This window comes from Aminobacter sp. P4_D5, assembly GCF_056401815.1.
In genome coordinates, this window is sequence record NZ_JBFUIP010000034.1 from 1 (window position 1) to 19123 (window position 19123).

At 61.8% G+C, this 19123-nt stretch carries 16 protein-coding genes and 1 pseudogene; 6 read left to right on the top strand and 11 right to left on the bottom strand.

Annotation, left to right across the window (positions count from 1 at the left end; translation table 11 throughout):
* The first annotated feature begins 306 nt into the window (after positions 1-306).
* A complete protein-coding gene (gene uvrA, locus AC1DWF_RS10030; RefSeq protein WP_476804269.1) occupies positions 307-3231 on the top strand; it encodes an excinuclease ABC subunit UvrA in 2925 nt (974 codons plus the stop codon).
* Positions 3232-3280: 49 nt separating this feature from the next.
* Here uvrA and AC1DWF_RS10035 read toward each other — a convergent pair whose 3' ends face one another.
* Positions 3281-4039 (bottom strand): MBL fold metallo-hydrolase, encoded by a 759-nt coding sequence (locus AC1DWF_RS10035; protein WP_476787550.1) that lies wholly within the window; start codon positions 4037-4039, stop codon positions 3281-3283.
* Between the two features lie 162 nt (positions 4040-4201).
* The gene (locus AC1DWF_RS10040) at positions 4202-5215 is read right to left on the bottom strand and encodes a hypothetical protein (RefSeq protein ID WP_476782371.1); all 1014 of its coding nucleotides are present in this window, start codon (positions 5213-5215) and stop codon (positions 4202-4204) included.
* A 310-nt stretch (positions 5216-5525) separates the two neighbouring features.
* Between AC1DWF_RS10040 and AC1DWF_RS10045 the strand changes: the two genes are divergently transcribed.
* Complete coding sequence (locus AC1DWF_RS10045) at positions 5526-6326, top strand: DUF72 domain-containing protein (protein ID WP_476782370.1); 801 nt, start codon at positions 5526-5528, stop codon at positions 6324-6326.
* A gap of 34 nt (positions 6327-6360) precedes the next feature.
* Positions 6361-6504, top strand: a pseudogene (locus AC1DWF_RS10050) (SDR family oxidoreductase); the annotation flags it as partial.
* A gap of 931 nt (positions 6505-7435) precedes the next feature.
* Here the strand turns inward: AC1DWF_RS10050 and AC1DWF_RS10055 are convergent.
* The gene (locus tag AC1DWF_RS10055; RefSeq protein ID WP_476786242.1) at positions 7436-8938 is read right to left on the bottom strand and encodes an NAD(P)H-hydrate dehydratase; all 1503 of its coding nucleotides are present in this window, start codon (positions 8936-8938) and stop codon (positions 7436-7438) included.
* Between the two features lie 327 nt (positions 8939-9265).
* Between AC1DWF_RS10055 and AC1DWF_RS10060 the strand changes: the two genes are divergently transcribed.
* Positions 9266-9604 carry a P-II family nitrogen regulator gene (locus AC1DWF_RS10060; RefSeq protein ID WP_091913600.1) on the top strand — a complete coding sequence of 113 codons (339 nt, stop codon included), beginning with the start codon at positions 9266-9268 and terminating at the stop codon, positions 9602-9604.
* Between the two features lie 44 nt (positions 9605-9648).
* Complete coding sequence (glnA, locus tag AC1DWF_RS10065) at positions 9649-11058, top strand: type I glutamate--ammonia ligase (RefSeq protein ID WP_476804270.1); 1410 nt, start codon at positions 9649-9651, stop codon at positions 11056-11058.
* A gap of 148 nt (positions 11059-11206) precedes the next feature.
* On the opposite strand, the gene AC1DWF_RS10070 is transcribed toward glnA, so the two are convergent.
* The 6 genes from AC1DWF_RS10070 to crcB all read right to left on the bottom strand — a co-directional run bounded on the left by AC1DWF_RS10070 (position 11207) and on the right by crcB (position 16382).
* The gene (locus tag AC1DWF_RS10070; RefSeq protein WP_476787552.1) at positions 11207-12247 is read right to left on the bottom strand and encodes a glutamine synthetase beta-grasp domain-containing protein; all 1041 of its coding nucleotides are present in this window, start codon (positions 12245-12247) and stop codon (positions 11207-11209) included.
* A 211-nt stretch (positions 12248-12458) separates the two neighbouring features.
* Positions 12459-13253: an ATP12 family chaperone protein gene (locus AC1DWF_RS10075; protein WP_476785964.1), complete on the bottom strand. Its 795-nt coding sequence runs from the start codon at positions 13251-13253 to the stop codon at positions 12459-12461.
* Between the two features lie 2 nt (positions 13254-13255).
* Complete coding sequence (locus AC1DWF_RS10080) at positions 13256-14182, bottom strand: DMT family transporter (protein WP_476785965.1); 927 nt, start codon at positions 14180-14182, stop codon at positions 13256-13258.
* Between the two features lie 117 nt (positions 14183-14299).
* Positions 14300-14950 (bottom strand): HAD-IA family hydrolase, encoded by a 651-nt coding sequence (locus tag AC1DWF_RS10085; RefSeq protein WP_476841650.1) that lies wholly within the window; start codon positions 14948-14950, stop codon positions 14300-14302.
* Positions 14951-14985: 35 nt separating this feature from the next.
* Positions 14986-15969 (bottom strand): RluA family pseudouridine synthase, encoded by a 984-nt coding sequence (locus tag AC1DWF_RS10090; RefSeq protein ID WP_476787553.1) that lies wholly within the window; start codon positions 15967-15969, stop codon positions 14986-14988.
* Between the two features lie 35 nt (positions 15970-16004).
* Entirely contained in the window at positions 16005-16382 is a 378-nt protein-coding gene (gene crcB / locus AC1DWF_RS10095) for a fluoride efflux transporter CrcB (protein ID WP_476841645.1), read from the bottom strand.
* Positions 16383-16545: 163 nt separating this feature from the next.
* Here crcB and mazG point away from each other — a divergent pair, with 163 nt between their 5' ends.
* Positions 16546-17370, top strand: coding sequence for a nucleoside triphosphate pyrophosphohydrolase (gene mazG, locus AC1DWF_RS10100; protein ID WP_476787554.1), 825 nt, complete (start codon positions 16546-16548; stop codon positions 17368-17370).
* 6 nt (positions 17371-17376) lie between these two features.
* Here the strand turns inward: mazG and hflX are convergent, their stop codons facing one another.
* On the bottom strand, positions 17377-18768 hold the full coding sequence (hflX, locus tag AC1DWF_RS10105) for a GTPase HflX (RefSeq protein WP_476787555.1): 1392 nt from the start codon (positions 18766-18768) through the stop codon (positions 17377-17379).
* Positions 18769-19014 (bottom strand): RNA chaperone Hfq, encoded by a 246-nt coding sequence (hfq, locus tag AC1DWF_RS10110; RefSeq protein WP_006202172.1) that lies wholly within the window; start codon positions 19012-19014, stop codon positions 18769-18771.
* Positions 19015-19123 lie beyond the last annotated feature (109 nt).

Consider the following 19123-nt stretch of genomic DNA (forward strand, 5'->3'; position numbering starts at 1 on the left):
CTCGGCCTCAGGCGACCTCAGGAGTTTGCATCTCCGATTCCGCTACGTCAACTACAATTGTTAGAGAGGGAAAAGATGTGATCGCAGGGCCGATTCCGGTGTCCGGCCTCAGCCAATGCTCCTGCCATACCGTTGTCAGGAGGTCGTTCGGCCTTTGTTCTTTTCACTTGCCCCTGCCCGCCAAAGGCGCTTAAACGCATTTGCTGACGACGCCTCTCGACCGGGCGGCGAAAATACCTACATGAGGGGATGGTCGGGCAAACCCGCCACTCCGAGCAATTCCAGATTTGAGGCGGCGGCGCGGCAATGGCCGATCACAAGTACATTTCCATTCGCGGTGCGCGCGAACACAATCTCAAGAACATCGATCTCGACCTGCCACGCGACAGGCTGATCGTCATGACCGGCCTGTCGGGCTCGGGCAAATCCTCGCTCGCCTTCGACACCATCTATGCCGAGGGCCAGCGCCGTTATGTCGAGAGCCTGTCGGCCTATGCCCGCCAGTTCCTCGAGATGATGCAGAAGCCTGACGTCGACCAGATCGACGGCCTGTCGCCGGCGATCTCGATCGAGCAGAAGACGACCTCGAAGAACCCGCGCTCGACAGTCGGCACCGTCACCGAGATCTACGACTATATGCGCCTGCTGTTTGCGCGTGTCGGCGTGCCCTATTCGCCGGCCACAGGGCTGCCGATCGAGAGCCAGACGGTTTCGCAGATGGTCGACCGCGTTCTGGCGTTCGACGAGGGCACCCGCCTGTTCATCCTGGCGCCCATCGTTCGCGGCCGGAAGGGCGAGTACAAAAAGGAGCTCGCCGAACTCCAGAAGAAAGGCTTCCAGCGCGTCAAGATAGACGGCGCCTTCTACGAGATCGGCGAAGCGCCTGCGCTCGACAAGAAGTACAAGCACGACATCGATGTCGTCGTCGACCGTATCGTCGTGCGGCCTGACCTCGCCACCCGTCTCGCCGATTCGATGGAAACCGCGCTCAAGCTCGCCGAGGGCCTGGCAGTCGCCGAATTCGCCGACAAGCCGCTGGACGCCAGCCAGACCGGCGTGGACGCTGTCAACAAATCCGCGAACGAAACCCACGAACGCATTCTTTTTTCAGAAAAATTTGCTTGTCCGGTGTCGGGTTTCACCATCCCGGAGATCGAGCCAAGGCTGTTTTCATTCAACAACCCGTTTGGCGCCTGCCCTACCTGCGATGGCCTCGGCAACCAGCGTGCCATCGACCCGGCACTGATCGTGCCGGAAGATCACGTCTCGCTGCGTGAAGGCGCTGTTGCGCCCTGGGCCAAGTCGACGTCGCCCTATTACAGCCAGACGCTGGAAGCGCTCGGCAAGGTCTATGGCTTCAAGATCGGCGACCGCTGGCGCGACCTTTCGGTGGAAGCGCAAGAAGCGATACTGCACGGCACCGGCGCGAAGGAAATCACCTTCAACTATGACGACGGCCTGCGCTCCTACAAGACGACCAAGACCTTCGAAGGCGTCATCCCCAATCTCCAGCGCCGCTGGAAGGAGACCGAATCCGCCTGGATGCGCGAGGAGATCGAGCGCTTCATGTCGGCCACGCCCTGCCCTGCCTGCAATGGCTATCGGCTCAAGCCGGAATCGCTGGCCGTCAAGATCGCCGGCAAGCACATCGGCGAAGTCACCGAACAGTCGATCCGCAAGGCCAATGCCTGGTTTGAGGCGCTGCCCGCTTCCCTCAACGACAAGCAGAACGAGATCGCCGTTCGCGTCCTCAAGGAAATCCGCGAGCGGCTGCGCTTCCTCAACGATGTCGGCCTTGAATATCTGACGCTGTCACGCAACTCAGGCACGCTGTCGGGCGGCGAAAGCCAGCGCATCCGCCTGGCGTCTCAGATCGGCTCGGGCCTGACCGGCGTGCTCTACGTGCTCGATGAGCCGTCGATCGGCCTGCACCAGCGCGACAACGCCCGCCTGCTCGACACGCTGCGCCACCTCAGGGACATCGGCAACACCGTCATCGTCGTCGAGCATGACGAGGACGCGATCCTGACGGCTGACTATGTCGTCGACATGGGCCCGGCCGCCGGCATCCATGGCGGCAGCATCATTGCCGAAGGCACGCCGCAGCAGGTCATGGCCAATCCGAACTCGATCACCGGCAAATATCTGTCGGGCGAACTCGAGATCGCCATGCCGGCCGTGCGGCGCGAACTGAAGAAGAACCGGCGCATCAAGGTCGTCGGCGCGCGCGGCAACAATTTGAAGGGCGTCACCGCCGAGATCCCGCTCGGCACCTTCACCGCCGTCACCGGCGTGTCGGGCGGCGGCAAGTCGACCTTCCTGATCGAGACGCTGTTCAAGGCGGCGTCGCGCCGCATCATGGGCTCGCGCGAGCACCCGGCCGAGCATGACCGCATCGAGGGTCTCGAATTCCTCGACAAGGTCATCGACATCGACCAGTCGCCGATCGGACGTACGCCGCGCTCCAATCCYGCCACCTACACAGGCGCGTTTACACCTATCCGCGACTGGTTCGCCGGCCTGCCGGAGGCCAAGGCGCGCGGCTATCAGCCCGGCCGCTTCTCCTTCAACGTCAAGGGCGGCCGCTGCGAGGCCTGCCAGGGCGACGGCGTCATCAAGATCGAGATGCACTTCCTGCCCGACGTCTACGTCACCTGCGACGTCTGCCACGGCAAGCGCTACAACCGCGAAACGCTTGACGTGCTGTTCAAGGGCAAGTCGATCGCCGATGTGCTCGACATGACCGTCGAGGAAGGCGTCGAGTTCTTCGCCGCCGTACCCGTCGTGCGCGACAAGCTGATGACGCTCAACCAGGTCGGCCTCGGCTACATCCATATCGGCCAGCAGGCCAACACGCTGTCGGGCGGCGAGGCCCAGCGCATCAAGCTGGCCAAGGAGCTGTCGCGCAAGGCCACCGGCAAGACGCTCTACATCTTGGACGAGCCGACCACCGGCCTGCACTTCCACGACATCGCCAAGCTGCTCGAAGTCCTCCACGAGTTGGTCGACCAGGGCAACACGGTCGTGGTCATCGAGCACAATCTCGAGGTCATCAAGACCGCCGACTGGGTGCTCGACCTCGGCCCCGAGGGCGGCGACGGCGGTGGCGAACTGGTGGCCTCGGGCCGGCCCGAAGACATCGTCGCCGAACCGCGCAGCTACACCGGCCAGTTCCTCAAGGAGTTGCTGGAGCGCCGCCCGGGGGCGAGGAAACGCGAGGCGGCGGAGTAGCGTCTGGCGCCGCGCCGGACGGCTTGCGCTGGGGCGCCGGCGTGATGCCTTATAGGGTGCGGGGTCGCCACGGCTCGTGCTCGTGCGTGAGCCAGACCAGTACGGGATCGAGAGCGAGCACCCGCAGCTGGCCTTCGCTGCGCGGCTCGTCAAGCTCGCCGAACCAAACCGCCACGTCGCCGCCAACGACGACCGGGCGCCCGCCAGTCTCGATCACGACAACCTGCATGCCGGCTGTGTGGCCGGGCGCCGGGACGAGCCGGAGCCCTGGAAGCAGCTCGAATTCGCCGTCGACCGGCACATACCTTACGCCGGGTGCATCGACCCACTCGCGAAGGGGGTATTCGTTCTGGTCGCTGTGCGCATCGTCGAGCTCACGACGCTGGACGTAGATCGGCTTGCCGGCGAAGAGGTGGTTGCCGCCGCAATGGTCGGCGTGCAGGTGAGTGTTGACGACCATGTCGATGCTGGCGAGGTCGAAGTCCTGCTTGCTCAGTGGATAGAGGCAGGGATCGAAGGCGGCCACCACCGCCGGGTGCAGCTCCGTCATGCCGGTGTCGACCAGTATGCGCGCATCGGGATGATCGATGACGTGCACGTAGACTGGCATACGCTCGCCCTCGACGTTCAAATCGGCAACGAGGATTGGCGTGATGGTGACTGAGGCGTAGGCGTTCATCTTTCCATCTCCTTCAACATCTTGCACGCTGCCGGCCAGGCCGCGCATGCACCCGATGAAGTGGCGGAAGAGCGTGGGGCTTGGCTTAAACGCCATATGGCCGACGCAGCCGCCCAGGAACTGGTTCATTCCAAACGCGAGGGCTCGGCCATGGCACTTCCTTTGCTCACGCCGACGCAGCCATGATGGTTGCATCGTGCAACTGGTTGCAGATTAAGTTAACTGATCTTATCTTGCAATCGGTTTTTGGAGTGCGCATGAACGACGCACGTAGCGGAATACTGCCGCCGGTCACCCCGCAAAGCGGCCTGCCTCGGCTCGGCTTGAAAATAGCCACCAGCCGTAAGCCGCGATGATAACGGGGATCAGCAACTCGCGGATCTCCGACAACTCGTAGCCGTCCAGCATGCGGTGCCCGCCAAAGACGAAAACGAGATGGGAAACGGGAAGCAGCATCGCCATGATCAGCCCGGCCGCTCGGAGCGCGCGCCGCTCGTGCCGAAGTTCGGCTGCCAGTTGCAGGGCGATCAGCGATCCCATGAAGAACCAGACCTGATAGGGTACGATGCTCCATTCCTCGAAGAGAAAGCCGGTCAGCGGCAGGCTCGCCAGCGCGAGCAGCTTGGGCGGAACGAACCCTTCCACCTGCCGCCAAAAGCCGCTGACCCGTGCAGGCCAGAACGCCGGCAAAGCGACGAAGAACACGAACGCCGCCGAATAATAGGCGGCTTCGAATCTGTAGGTGGCGAAGTTGTGCAGGTTCGTCTCGTTCTGGGCGTTGCCTTCGAACATGGGCCCCGCCGACCAGCCGATCCAATGCTGGCCCCAAGACATTTCTTCCATGAGAATGAGGAAGGTTACGGCAAACATCGCCACGAAGATCAACGGCACGGGAACGCCGAATACCCGTGCCCGGTCGCGGCGCGCGCGCCATCCAGCAGCGCTAAGGCCGGCAAGTGCGATCAGGAAGGCCAACTCGGTGAGGTTGCTGACTGTCTGCCCTTCGCGCACCATCTCGAACAGTATCTGCGGCGCGAAAATCACGCTTGCCGTGGTGAGCATCAGCACTCCCCCCATGAAATACGCCACGCCGAGCAAGCCCGATCGGTTTTCAAGCGGGCGCGCCGTCGATGGGTGGGGCCGCAAGCCAAGGACGAGCAGGCAGGCCGCAAAGAATGTCACGATGGGCCTGACCAGCCCAGACGTCGACCAGTCTCCCCTGTCCTTTTCGAGCAGCGTGCGATCGTTGACGGTAGCATCGAATATCACCAGGCACAGCAGAGTGACCAATGCTGCGGCAACCATTCCAAGGCGCGCCTGAAGTGAAAAAGTTGACGAGTGATGGCTCGAAGTTATTTGTGCGGACGTGGACAATGTATTTATCCTTTGCGCTGTGATCGCTTGAGGCAAATACATAGCCATGAGCAGAAAATGAACCGTAAAACTTCAATCAAGATTTTGAAGCGCTTGGCAATGGTGGTTAAGCTGGCCGTTTCGGCGGATACAGAAATTTTGTCAGTATGATGTACCCATGCGCAACTGCATCTGTGACCTGCATTGCGACTTCGGCTAGTAATGGCCGACATTTGGCCACGTATTCGTAGGGATGGTAGCAATGACCGGAAAAATCCGTGCAGGCATGGGCGGCTGGACGTTCGAGCCCTGGGAAGGCACGTTCTATCCTGAGAAGCTGTCCAAGGCGAAGCAACTGCAGTTTGCCACCCAGCAGGTGCCGACCATCGAGGTCAATGGCACCTATTATTCTTCCTTCAAGGAGCCGACCTTCCTGAAATGGGCGAATGAGGCCCCCGACGGCTTTGTCTATGCGCTCAAGGGCAACCGCTTCGTCACCAACCGCCGCGTGCTCGGCGAGGCCGGCGAGTCGATGACGCGGTTTTTGGGGTCTGGTGTGGCAGCTCTGGGCGAAAAGCTCGGACCGATCCTGTGGCAGTTCGCGCCGACCAAGAAGTTCGACGAAGATGATTTCGGCGCCTTCCTCAAGCTTCTGCCGGAAAAGCAGGATGGCGTGAAACTGCGCCATGCGGTCGAGGTGCGGCACGATTCCTTCGTCGTCCCGGAATTCGCCGCATTGGCCCGCAAGCACAATGTCGCCATCGTCTATGCCGACCACGTCAAATATCCGGCGATCGCTGACGTGACGGGCGATTTCGTATATGCGCGGCTGCAGACCGGCAGCGACGACAATCATGACTGCTACACGCCGAAGGGCCTCGACGAGTGGACCGAACGTGCGAAAGTCTGGTCTGCCGGTGGCGTACCGACCGATCTGCCCCGCGCCGATCCCACTGCAGAGGCGCCGGTCAAGCCGCGCGACGTGTTTGTCTACTTCATCACTGAAGGCAAAGTCCGTGCGCCCTTCGGCGCCATGGCATTCATGAAGCGGATCAACGGCTAGATGCTTCTTGCCGCTTCAGGCCTCGGCCCGTCTCCCGGAGCCTGAAGTCAACGCATCCCATGCACGGTCAATGTCGTCGCCAAACGACATTGCCAGCCTGGTGGCATGGCTTGCCGGTACGCAAAGCCGCTTTGTCACCGGTGCCGCGCTCTCCATCGACGGCGGCACAAACGCCTGATCGAGCAGCCGGGCTTCGTATTTCGCGGGGCGTGGAGAAATGTGCCACGATCCGCATGTTTCTTGACGATTTTTGCCTCCTGACTTTCACGCTCTCATTCCTTCGCACCTCCCTCTGGCCTGCCGGCCATCTCCCCCACAAGGAGGGAGATTAGTCGCGTCCACGGCGGTGCTCCCCCTGCAAGATCGCAGATTACAGGGCTGCGGATGACAGCTTGGTGATTGGCTGGGGCGCCGATGACGGCGTGATCTCCCTCCATGTGGGGGAGATGGCCGGCAGGCCAGAGGGGGGTGCGAAGGATCGCGACCTGTAGGTTTGGCTTCATAAGGCGTCGTCCGCTGTCACCATCTGTCAGCAACCATCGTGGATAGCCGCCTCTGTTTTTCCACGCCCTTCCAACCTCCCGTATCATTCTCCTCGCGATCTTCCACGGGACCCCGGTGCGCACCGGGCTCGGGGGGAAGCGCCGGTGCCGGGCTGGCAGGAGGTCGGTTCTCCTGCTGGGTGATGAGCCCCCAAGCCCGGGCCTTGCGGCGGCTGGCGGTGAAAGCCGAGGCGACTGAGCGGGGCAAGAATACCGAGCGGGGCGCGAACGTCGCGCCATACAATCATTATCGGAAGGCACGGCCTCGCGCCCCGCTTCCCGAACTACCTCCTGCAAGGGAGTGTTCTTTGACAATGGTCAGACCGGAAACGGGGCGTGGCGGTGAAGAAGTGTGTCAGCCAGAAGGGCCCCATTCCGTAGCACCCCCCCTCTGGCCTGCCGGCCATCTCCCCCTCAGGTGGGGAGATCACGCCGTCACCGCGACTTTCGCCAATCGTCTACGTTGAAAAAAGGGCAAGGCGCCGAAGCTGCCAATCTCCCCACCTGAGGGGGAGATGGCCGGCAGGCCAGAGGGGGCAACGTGGAGTGCGGCCTCTCATTCTTCCACTATTCGACAAGAAGAGAACGCAGCACCTCCCTCAGTGCCAGCGGCAGATCTTCAGCGATCAACCCGGGCCCAAAACGGCGCGCTGCCTCGGCATGCATCCATACTGCAGCGCATGCGGCCTCGAAGGGTGGCATCGCCTGCGCCAGAAGTGCGGCAACGATGCCCGACAGCACGTCGCCCGAGCCGGCGGTCGCCAGAAGCGGCGTGCCGTTGGTATTGATCGCCGCCCGCCCGTCTGGGGCGGCAATCACCGTGTCCGGGCCCTTGTAGATGATGGTTGCATGGCCGCGTTTTGCAGCCGCTCGCGCCCGCTCCAGCTTGGAAAGCTTGCCGTCTGCTGCAATATCGGGAAACAAGCGGCCGAACTCGCCGTGATGCGGCGTCAGCACAAGGCTTGGTGCATTCGGCCGTTTCGCCGCCTCAAAAAAAGCCGCGCGCTGATGTGACAGCGAGGTGATGCCGTCGGCATCGAGCACCAGCGCGCCAAACCGCCCCTCGGCAACCGACATCAGTTCAAGCGCGAAACGGCCGACCTCCGGCTCGGGGCCAAGGCCGGGGCCGTAGACCAGAACCTCGGGCTTGCGCGCGCCGAGAAAAGCCAACGCATCGGCAAGCGTGTCGGAACGCCGGAGAATGATCGAGGTCAGGTGGGCAGCGTTGGCGGCCAATGCTGTGCCCGGCGACAGAACCGTGACCGCACCGGCGCCCGTCCGTGCCGCAGCCATCGCCGACAGGCGCGCGGCACCTGTTGCCGACGGGCCGCCTGAGAAGACGCCGACATGGCCGCGGCTGTATTTGTGGGCATCGTTTGCCGGCGCGGGAAACAGATGTTGCCACCATGCCGGATCGTTTTCGAAGCAGCGCGTGCCTGTGGCCGCAATGGTGGCGTCAGAGATGCCGATGTCGGCGACACTGATTTCGCCACAAAACGACCGGCCGGGAAACAGCAGGTGCCCCGGCTTCTTGCGTGCAAAGGTCACGGTCACGGTGGCCGTGACCGCGTCGCCCAGGACCTCGCCCGACGTCCCCGACACACCCGACGGCAGGTCTACCGCCACGACGGGCACGCCCGCTTCGGTCGTCCGCACGATCGCCGCCAACACATCAGCCGTCAGCGCTTTGGACAGCCCCGCACCGTAGAGCGCATCGACCACCACAGAGCCGGCCTCGGGTGCGAACGCTGCAAGAGGCCGAACCGCGACCGGGCATTCGGCGGCAGCCAGTGCCGCATCGCTGCCGACGCGCGGGCTGGCGGTAGCAAAAAGCCTGACATCGACGCCGCTTTCGGCAAGCAGGCGCGCAACGACATAACCGTCGCCGCCATTGTTGCCCGGCCCGCACAACACATGAACCGCCTGCGCGCCGGAAAACCGTATTTGGACAACATCGGCGATGGCAGCCCCTGCCCGTCGCATAAGGCCGATGCCATCCACCGGCCCGGCAGCGATCGTCAACCGGTCGGCTTCGGCCATCTCGCTTGGGGTCAGAAGTTCAAACGCCATGGCGGCCATCCCGGGTCGTTTCTGAGAGATGCTTGAGAGTTAGCACGCCGCCGCATCCCACCCAAACGGCAATGCGCCTGGCTCACGGTGTACAAATCATGAGCATTTTGCTGATTTTTTGTGCAGACGAGCAACGCGCGAAGCGATGAAATTTTGTGCGCATCTCGACCAGCCGGCTGAAATCGGCTCCAATCGCCGCGTCTTCGGCTGCCACCTGGGCAAACCGAACAAAGTCATCGCAGCCACTCGACTTGGCACGCTTCGTGCTTGAAAGATGCGCGAGTGGGTGCATCACCCCTGAGTTACGGCATCGGAGGCCATATTCGCATGAAAAAGATCGAAGCGATCATCAAGCCGTTCAAGCTCGACGAAGTGAAGGAAGCGCTTCAGGAAGCCGGCCTGCAAGGCATCACGGTCACCGAAGCCAAGGGTTTTGGCCGCCAGAAGGGCCATACCGAGCTCTATCGCGGCGCCGAATACGTCGTCGACTTTTTGCCCAAGGTGAAGATCGAAGTCGTGCTCGGCGACGAATCGGTGGAAGCCGCCATCGAAGCGATTCGCAAGGCGGCCCAGACCGGCCGCATCGGCGACGGCAAGATTTTTGTCTCCAACATCGAGGAAGTCGTGCGCATCCGCACCGGCGAGACCGGCATAGACGCCATCTGACCTCGCATCAGTTCATTCTCATCCAAACGTCACAGGGAAACATTATGACGACAGCCAAAGACATCATGAAGCAGATCAAGGACAACGACGTGAAGTTCGTCGACCTGCGCTTCACCGATCCGAAGGGCAAGCTCCATCACGTCACCATGGACATCGCCGAAGTCGAAGAAGAGATGTTCGCCGACGGCGTCATGTTCGACGGTTCGTCGATCATCGGCTGGAAGGCCATCAACGAGTCCGACATGGTGCTTATGCCCGACATGGACACGGTCCACATGGACCCGTTCTTTGCCCAGTCGACCATGGTCATCCTGTGCGACATTCTCGACCCGGTTTCGGGCGAGGCCTATAACCGCGATCCGCGCGGCATCGCCAAGAAGGCCGAGGCCTATCTCAAGGCCGAAGGCATCGGCGACACCATCTTCGTCGGCCCGGAAGCCGAATTCTTCGTCTTCGACGACGTCAAGTACAAGGCCGACCCTTACAACACCAGCTTCAAGCTCGACTCGACCGAACTGCCGTCCAACGACGACACCGACTACGAGACCGGCAACCTTGGCCACCGTCCGCGCGTCAAGGGCGGCTATTTCCCGGTGCCGCCGATCGACAGCTGCCAGGACATGCGCTCGGAAATGCTGACCGTGCTGTCCGAGATGGGCGTGCGCGTCGAAAAGCACCACCACGAGGTGGCGGCCGCCCAGCACGAACTCGGCATTAAGTTCGACACGCTGGTCCGCAACGCCGACAAGATGCTGATCTACAAGTATGTCGTGCATCAGGTTGCCAATGCCTACGGCAAGACGGCCACCTTCATGCCAAAGCCGATCTTCGGCGACAACGGCTCAGGCATGCACGTCCATATGTCGATCTGGAAGGGTGGGAAGCCGACCTTCGCTGGCAACGAATATGCCGGGCTTTCGGAAAGCTGCCTCTATTTCATCGGCGGCATCATCAAGCACGCCAAGGCGATCAACGCGTTCACCAACCCGCTGACCAACTCCTACAAGCGTCTGGTGCCGGGTTATGAGGCGCCCGTTCTGCTCGCCTATTCCGCGCGCAACCGTTCGGCCTCCTGCCGCATTCCGTTCGGCAATTCGCCGAAGGCCAAGCGCGTCGAGGTCCGCTTCCCCGATCCGGGCGCGAACCCCTATCTCTGCTTCGCAGCCCTGCTGATGGCCGGCCTCGACGGCATCAAGAACAAGATCCACCCCGGCCAGCCGATGGACAAGGATCTCTACGACCTGCCGGCCAAGGAGCTGAAGAAGATCCCGACCGTCTGCGGCAGCTTGCGCGAAGCACTCCAGAGCCTCGACAAGGACCGCGGCTTCCTCAAGGCCGGCGGCGTCTTCGACGACGACCAGATCGACTCGTTCATCGAGTTGAAGATGGCCGAGGTCATGCGCCTCGAAATGACCCCGCACCCCGTCGAATACGACATGTATTACTCGGTGTAAGCACCTGACATCATGACGACAAAGGCCCCGGAGCAATCCGGGGCTTTTTGTTTGCGCAGGAGTCTGGGCATCGCCTGGCGAACATCGAAACAAACAAAAAACCCGGGGTCGCCCCCGGGTTTTTCTTCATTGCTCTGCCTGAAAGCGCTTACGCAGCCGCCTTTTTCTCGAAGCTTGTCGGTACCTCTGCGATCGTCTTCAGGATCTGCGAAGCGATCTGGTAGGGGTCGCCCTGCGAGTTCGGGCGACGGTCTTCGAGATAGCCGCGATAGTCGTCACGAACGAAGCTGTGCGGCACGCGGACCGACGCGCCGCGGTCGGCGACGCCCCAGGTAAAGACGTCGATCGAAGCCGTTTCGTGCTTGCCCGTGAGACGCAGGTGGTTGTCAGGCCCGTAGACCGCGATGTGTTCTGCGCGCGCTTCGCCGAAGGCCGCCATCAGCGCTTCGAAATAGGCCTTGCCGCCGGTCTCGCGCATGAAGGCCGTCGAGAAATTGGCGTGCATGCCCGAGCCGTTCCAGTCGGTGTCGCCCAACGGCTTGCAGTGATACTCGATGTCGATGCCGTATTTTTCGGTCAGGCGCTGCAGCAGGTAGCGAGCAAGCCACATCTCGTCGGCGGCCTTCTTCGAGCCCTTGCCGAAAATCTGGAATTCCCACTGGCCCTTGGCCACTTCGGCATTGATGCCTTCGTGGTTGATGCCAGCGGCGAGGCAGAGGTCGAGATGTTCCTCGACGATCTGGCGCGCGATGTCGCCAACGGCCTGATAGCCGACGCCGGTGTAGTACAGGCCCTGCGGTGCCGGGAACCCTGTTTCGGGGAAGCCAAGCGGACGGCCGTCCTTGTAGAAGAAATATTCCTGCTCGAAACCGAACCAGGCGCCATCATCCTCCAGCACGGTGGCGCGGGTGTTCGATGCATGCGGCGTGACACCATCCGGCATCATGACTTCGCACATGACGAGCACGCCATTGATGCGCGCCGGGTCGGGATAAACGGCAACCGGCTTCAGGACACAGTCCGAGCTCTTGCCTTCGGCCTGCATGGTCGAGCTGCCGTCAAAACCCCAATAGGGAAGCTGCTCCAGTTTGGGGAATTCGGCATACTCCTTGACCTGCGTCTTCCCGCGAAGATTGGCCACAGGAGTATATCCGTCCAGCCAAATATACTCGAGCTTGTACTTCGTCATGCTAACCTCTCAGTGTCGTGCCTGTCTGCCATTGGCGGCGTTAGTCGAAATGAGAGATGCAAACCCCGTGCCAATTGAAAATCCCCGTATCCGCGCCTGAAGTCGAAGGCGTGGAATACGGGGATGATCAAAAAATAGGCAGATTAAGACAGCGGCGCTGACATTCTGCACAAGAGCTGGGCGGAGACCCGCCGAATGCTCGGCGAACGTGTCAGTCGGCCTTCAGCGCCTCAAGCAGCGCCACCGCCGACAGCATGTCGCGCTTGCGGTTGGCGCGGCGGGCGACGGCTTCGGAATCCTGACCCCAATGCTCGATCTGCCAATCCTCGTCGACATGGGCGGCAGTCCAGGCTTCTTCGGCGGTGATTTCACCCATCTCGACCGCCAGCGCCAAAAGAGCTGAGCCGGTCAACGTGGTCATCAGGTGCAGTGACGCCAGGCGCATCGGCTCGGCGCGCTGCGACAGGTGAACGCCGAGTGCTGCGATCGCTGCGCGCGGCTGCTCGACATGCATGACGCCTTCGGCCACGACGAAATGCGCGCCGAGCGACGCCCGCGCCCAATCGATGATCGGGTCCCATGCCTCGGCCTGCCGCTCGACAAGCCGTTCCGGGTGATCGGCGCGATAGCAAAGCAGGTCGGACGACGAAAAACGCAAGATATCTTCGAGCACCGCCTGCGGGTCGGTGGCGACACCGTCGATGGCCGTGTTGACCAGGCGCAGGACCGGCATGGTGAAGGGATCGATGGTCTCGACCTGGGCTGCGAACTCGTCGGCGACCAGCTGTGCCGCGGCTGCGGTCGGCAGGGCAAGCAACGCCCTGCCCGGCGTGCGCACGGTCTTGCCGTCGAGTTGAACGGCATGGCCTTCGTCCACAGCCGCAACCGAAGCCGTTTCATAGAACCGCTTGGGCAGTTGCTTGCGCAACGTGCTTTGCGCGCGGCGGATCGGATCTGGATCGGACAGGCCGTCGCTGGTTTCGAGGTCAGTTAGAATGTCTCGCATCTCTACTCCGCTACGGCCACGCGTTTCCGCGAGGGCCGATTTACAATGATCAGCCCGGCCACGATGAGGCCGAGCGCCAGAAAAATGTTCCATGTCAACGGCTCGCCGAGCACCAGCCAGCCGCATATCACGCTGAAAGCCGGCGACAGGAAGGCAAAGCTGGAAAGGCCCGCCGCAGGATAACGCCGCATCAGCCAGAACCAGAGAATATAGGTAAACGCAACGACATAAACAGCCTGAAACAGCAACGCGCCGGTGGCCACGGTCGAGACATCGCGGATCGCGGGACCGGCAAGCGATACCAGCGGTATCGCCATGAGCGCGGATACGACCAGCTGATAGAGCAGCACTTTTTCGGCACCGGCGATCGACAGCTTCGAGCCCTTGATCACCAATGTGGTCAATGCCCAAAGCAACCCGGCCACCAGGCTCAACAGGTCGCCGACCAGCGTCGATGAACCTGTCGCGCCGAGCTTGTCGGAAAAGACCACCGCTACACCGCCGAAAGCCAGAAGCAGGCCGAGGAACTTCTGCATCGACATCCGCTCGCCGAGCCAGAAATGCGCGCCGATCAGAATCCAGAACGGCATCGTGTTGACCAAAAGCGAGTTACGCGCGACCGTGGTGTATTCAAGGCTGACGAAAACCAGGATGAACTCGGCGCCGAATAGCAGGCCGGCAGCGATGCCCGCCCACAAGGTGCCGTCCCTGCTAAACAGCGGAACACGGCGATAAAGGCACCACAAGAACACCAAGACGCAGCCGATGCCCGAGCGCGCCACGTTGAGGAAAATCGGATTGTAGCCGGTGGTTGCGAGCTTGGCCGCGACGCCGTTCATGCCCCACGACATCGTCAGCAAGAGCATGAACGCGACAGCAGCCGCATCGATGCTGTCGCGACGATCCAACGGCTGCGTTGTGGCTGTCATGAAATTCTCCACGCTCGCCGAGCGCAATCCAGATGGTCAAATGCCGGCGTGATCGTGCATCGGGCGGCGCAAGGCAGGCGGCAACATAAGGCAGGACGCCGCCTAGCAGTTGGTCCGCTAGTCGATAAGGGCAAGCAACTCGCTTGGAGTGGTCAACACGGCATGCGCACCGGTGGCAAACAAGCCGTCGCGGTGGTGGTAGCCCCACGAAACGCCGATGGCGCGCGCGCCGGCGCTCCTGGCCATCTGCATGTCATAGATGGCGTCGCCGACCACATAGGTCGAATCCGGATCGATGCCGGTTTCGGCACAGCATTCCAGCACCATGGCCGGATGCGGCTTGGACGGGCAGTCGTCGGCGGTGCGAATGGTCACGAAATGGCGCTCGAAACCGTAGGTTTCCAGAACTCTTTGGACACCCMGGCGCGACTTGCCGGTGACCATGCCAATCAGCACGTCGTCGCGTTTGGCCAGCGTTTCGATCAGCTCGGCAATGCCGTCATAAAGCGGCTCATGGAAGTTTGGCAGCTGACGCGAAGCGATGAAATGCTCCTTGTAGCGCTCGGCGAGACGGGCGCATTCGGCGTCGCGCGGCCGTTCCAACAAGGTCGCAATCGCAAGGTCGAGCGTCAGTCCGATGATGCTTTTGGTCGCTTCTGGCGTTGGTTCGGGCAGGCCGGCTTCACGAAAGGTCGCCACCATGCAGCCGTGGATGATGTCGGCGCTGTCGACCAGTGTGCCGTCGCAATCAAACAGGACAAGCTTCAGCGACGCGGATGTGTTGTCATCCGACGAAGCAGCCGTCACGCCGGCTCCCCGCTTTCGTCGTCGAAGCCAATCAGGTTCCAGCTCTGGCGCATATGCGGCGGCATTGGAGCGGTGACGTCGATGATACCCTTGTCGGGATGCGGGATGACGATGCGGCGCGCATGGAGATGCAGTTTGTTTTGCAGACCACCAGGGAACTCCCAGTTGGTGTCGTGTTCGAAATATTTGGGATCGCCGATGATCGGGCAGCCAATATAGGCGGCATGCACGCGCAGTTGGTGCGTGCGGCCGGTATAAGGCTCCATTTCCAACCAGGTCATGGTCTGGGCAGCCTGCTCGAGCACACGGTAATATGTAACCGCGTGGTCAGCGCCCTTTTCGCCATGCTTGGCGACGCGCATGCGGTCGCCGTCGGGCGTCTGTTCCTTGATCAGCCAGGTCGAGATCTTGTCTTCGCGCTTGGGCGGCGCACCCTTAACCAGCGCCCAATAGGTCTTTTTGGTTTCGCGTGCGCGGAAGGCTTCGGCGAGTTTCATCGCCGCCAGACGCGTACGCGCCACGACCAGCACGCCCGAAGTGTCACGGTCGAGACGGTGCACCAGGCGCGGCTTCTCGCCCTTCTTGCTGCGCCAGGCCTCAAGCATGTCGTCGAGATGGCGCACGATGCCTGAGCCGCCCTGTACGGCAAGGCCAGCAGGCTTGTTGAAGACAAAGACCTTGGGGTCTTCGTAGATCAGCATCTGCGCCAGCACATCGCCATCATCCTGATCGCGCATGGTGCGGGCGGTCAGCGGGCCGTTGTTCTTCTTGTCGACCTCAAGCGGCGGGATGCGGATCGTCTGGCCGGGCTCGACACGCGTGTCGGCCTTGACGCGGCCGCCATCGACCCGGATCTGGCCCGAGCGCAGCAGTTTTTGCAGGTGGCCGAAGCCGAGCCCCGGAAAATGGGACTTGAACCAGCGGTCGAGCCTCATGCCCGTTTCGCCGGCTTCCACCGTGATCTGTTCAACGCCAGCCATTTTTCAATCGTCCTTTTCGAAGCGGCCCAATAGCATCAGCCGACGCTTCTTGCGAGCCACATTCCCAAGAACAGCGCCAGAATGGCGCATATGACGCTGGCAAACGCATAACCAAAGGCCGGAAGCGTCGATCCACGCTCCCACAAGGTGGCAAAATCCAGTGAAAATGCGGAAAAAGTCGTGAAGCCGCCAAGGATGCCGGTGGCGACGAAAAGCCTGAGTTCATTCGACGTTCCATACCGGCGCGCAAGGAAGCCGACGAACAAGCCCATGGCGAAGGAGCCGACGATGTTGATCGCCATTGTGCCCCATGGAAAATTCGGGCCGGCAAGGCGCAGCGCGACAAGATTGGCGAGATGGCGCAGCGATGCACCGATGGYGCCGCCGATTGCAACGAGAGTGAGATGAAGCATGGGATTTTTTGCCTGCGTGCGAAAGGCCGGTCAATAGACGAAGGGTAGCCTTAGCGCTCCCAATGGGCCAGCAGGCTTGCGCTTCCAAAACAACATGTGGACAAGCGCCGGGCTCGCGAAGCCACTGTTGGGTCGATGGCTGCCGGGCTATAGGATTCCGGTCATGCAACCTTCCAAAGACATCTCCCGCCTGATCGAGATCATGGCCGCCCTACGTGAGCCGGAAACCGGCTGCCCCTGGGATATCGAGCAGAATTTCGCGACCATCGCGCCCTACACCATTGAGGAAGCCTACGAGGTCGCCGACGCGATCTCGCGCAACGACATCGACCACTTGCGCGAGGAATTGGGCGACCTGCTGCTGCAGGTGGTCTATCACGCGCAGATGGCCGAGGAAGCCGGCGAGTTTGCCTTCGGCGACGTGGTGCAAGCCATCACCACCAAGATGATCCGGCGGCATCCGCACGTCTTTGGCGACGCTGAGGCGCGCGAGGCCCGTTCCGCCAAGGGCATGTGGGAAAAGATCAAGGCGGAGGAAAAGGCCGAGAAGCGTACCGCGCGCCTCGCTCGCGGGCTCGATCCCGAGGACCACGGCAAGGGCTTTTTGGACTCCGTACCCGTGGCGCTGCCAGCACTTACCCGCGCGTTAAAACTTCAGGAACGGGCTGCCCGCGTTGGTTTCGACTGGGGTGCAGCTGCTCCCATCCTCGACAAGATCGAAGAAGAGATCGGCGAATTGCACGAGGCCATGGCCAAGGGCGACCAGACGGCGGTCAAGGACGAATTCGGCGACATGCTGTTTGCGCTGGTCAATCTGGGCCGCCACCTGGAGCTCGATTCCGAGGCTGCCCTTTCAGGAACCAACGACAAGTTCCGCAAGCGCTTCCATTACATCGAGCAAGCGCTCGACGAGGCAGGCGGCAGCCTTGAGTCCGCGACCCTCGACGAGATGGAAGCGCTCTGGCAGCAGGCCAAGACGGCGAAGTAAGCCGTCTTAGCCTTTGTTTTTCCGCGATATTCGGCTTGCTATCTCGTCGCGCGCAGATGCAGTGGCCTTGAGTGTCATCGACACGCTGCCGTCGTCATTGTCGGTGCGCGAAACCACGTCGCCATTGCGGTAGAGCCAATCGATCTGCCCGAGCTGGCTTGGCGCAAGCGTAACTTCGATGGACTCCAGCTCGCCCGAAACGCGTTGCTCGATCAGGCTGGTGAGGGTCGAAATGCCCTCGCCTGTGACGGCCGAAATCGCGATCGGCGGCGTCTTGCGGCCGTCGGCACTGTCGGAAAGCAACCGTTCGCGATTGCCCTCGTCGAGCTGATCGATCTTGTTCCAGACCTCGACGACGCGATCTGTGTCTGCCGCATCGACGCCGAGATCGGACAGGATGCGCTCGACATCGTTGGCCTGGGCCGCTGTGTCGGGGTCGGAAATGTCTCGCAGATGGATCACCAGATCCGCCTCGATGACCTCTTCGAGCGTCGCCCGGAAGGCCGCGATCAGATGCGTCGGCAGGTCGGAGATGAAACCGACGGTGTCGGACAGGATGATCGGCGTGCCGTGCGGCAGCCGGACCCGGCGCAAGGTCGGATCGAGTGTTGCAAACAACATGTTTTCGGCCAGCACGCTGGCACCGGTCAGGTGATTGAACAAAGTCGATTTGCCGGCATTGGTGTAGCCAACGATGGCGACGACCGGGAACGGCACCTTGCGGCGCTTGGAGCGGTGCAGGTCACGCGTGCGAACCACCGTCTCCAGCTCGCGCTTCAGCTTGATGATCTTTTCCTGCAGCGCGCGCCTGTCGGACTCGATCTGCGTTTCGCCGGGGCCGCCGAGGAAACCCGCGCCGCCGCGCTGGCGCTCAAGGTGGGTCCAGCTGCGGACAAGCCGACCCTTCTGGTAGTTGAGATGGGCAAGCTCGACCTGAAGCGTGCCTTCCTTGGTGCGGGCGCGCCGGCCGAAAATCTCAAGGATCAGCCCGGTGCGGTCGAGCACCTTGGCGTTCATCTCTTTTTCGAGGTTGCGCTGCTGCACCGGAGTCAACGGATGATCGACGATGACCAGTTCCGCGCCGCGCTCCTTTACGATCGCGGCGAATTCCTCGACCTTGCCGCTGCCCAGCAATGTCGCCGGACGCGGGTCGTTGAGGGTTACGATCGCGGTGTGAACGGGTTCGAGATCGATGGCGCGGGTCAGTCCGACGGCTTCGTCGTGGCGAGCCTCGGCCGAACGCTGCAGCCGTGGACGCGCGCTGTCGTCGTCACCCTTGGGCTGGCGCGTGAGCACCGGCACTATGACGATCGCACGGGTGGGGGCGTTGTCGCCCCCTACCGATTCGGGTCCATTGCTCTCACCGGCCTTTGTRCCGGCGTGTTTGTCGCGTGCCAATCAGGCGCCCTGGCTTTCCTCGCCATCGAACATCTGAACCGGCTGGCTCGGCATGATCGTGGAGATGGCATGCTTGTAGACGAGCTGGGAGTGCCCGTCACGGCGCAACAAAACACAGAAATTGTCGAAGGAGGTCACGACTCCGGTCAATTTCACGCCGTTAATGAGGAAAATGGTGAGTGGGTTTTTGCTCTTGCGAACTGAATTCAGGAATAGGTCCTGAAGATTCTGCGATCGTTCCGCCATTGTTTTTTTCTTTCGCCGATCCCTGTCTGCTGCCAATGCGCCAAATTACTCAGCTCATGTCAAGCCAGCAAACACCCCCTTGCCACAATGCGCGGCAAGCTGAACGAGA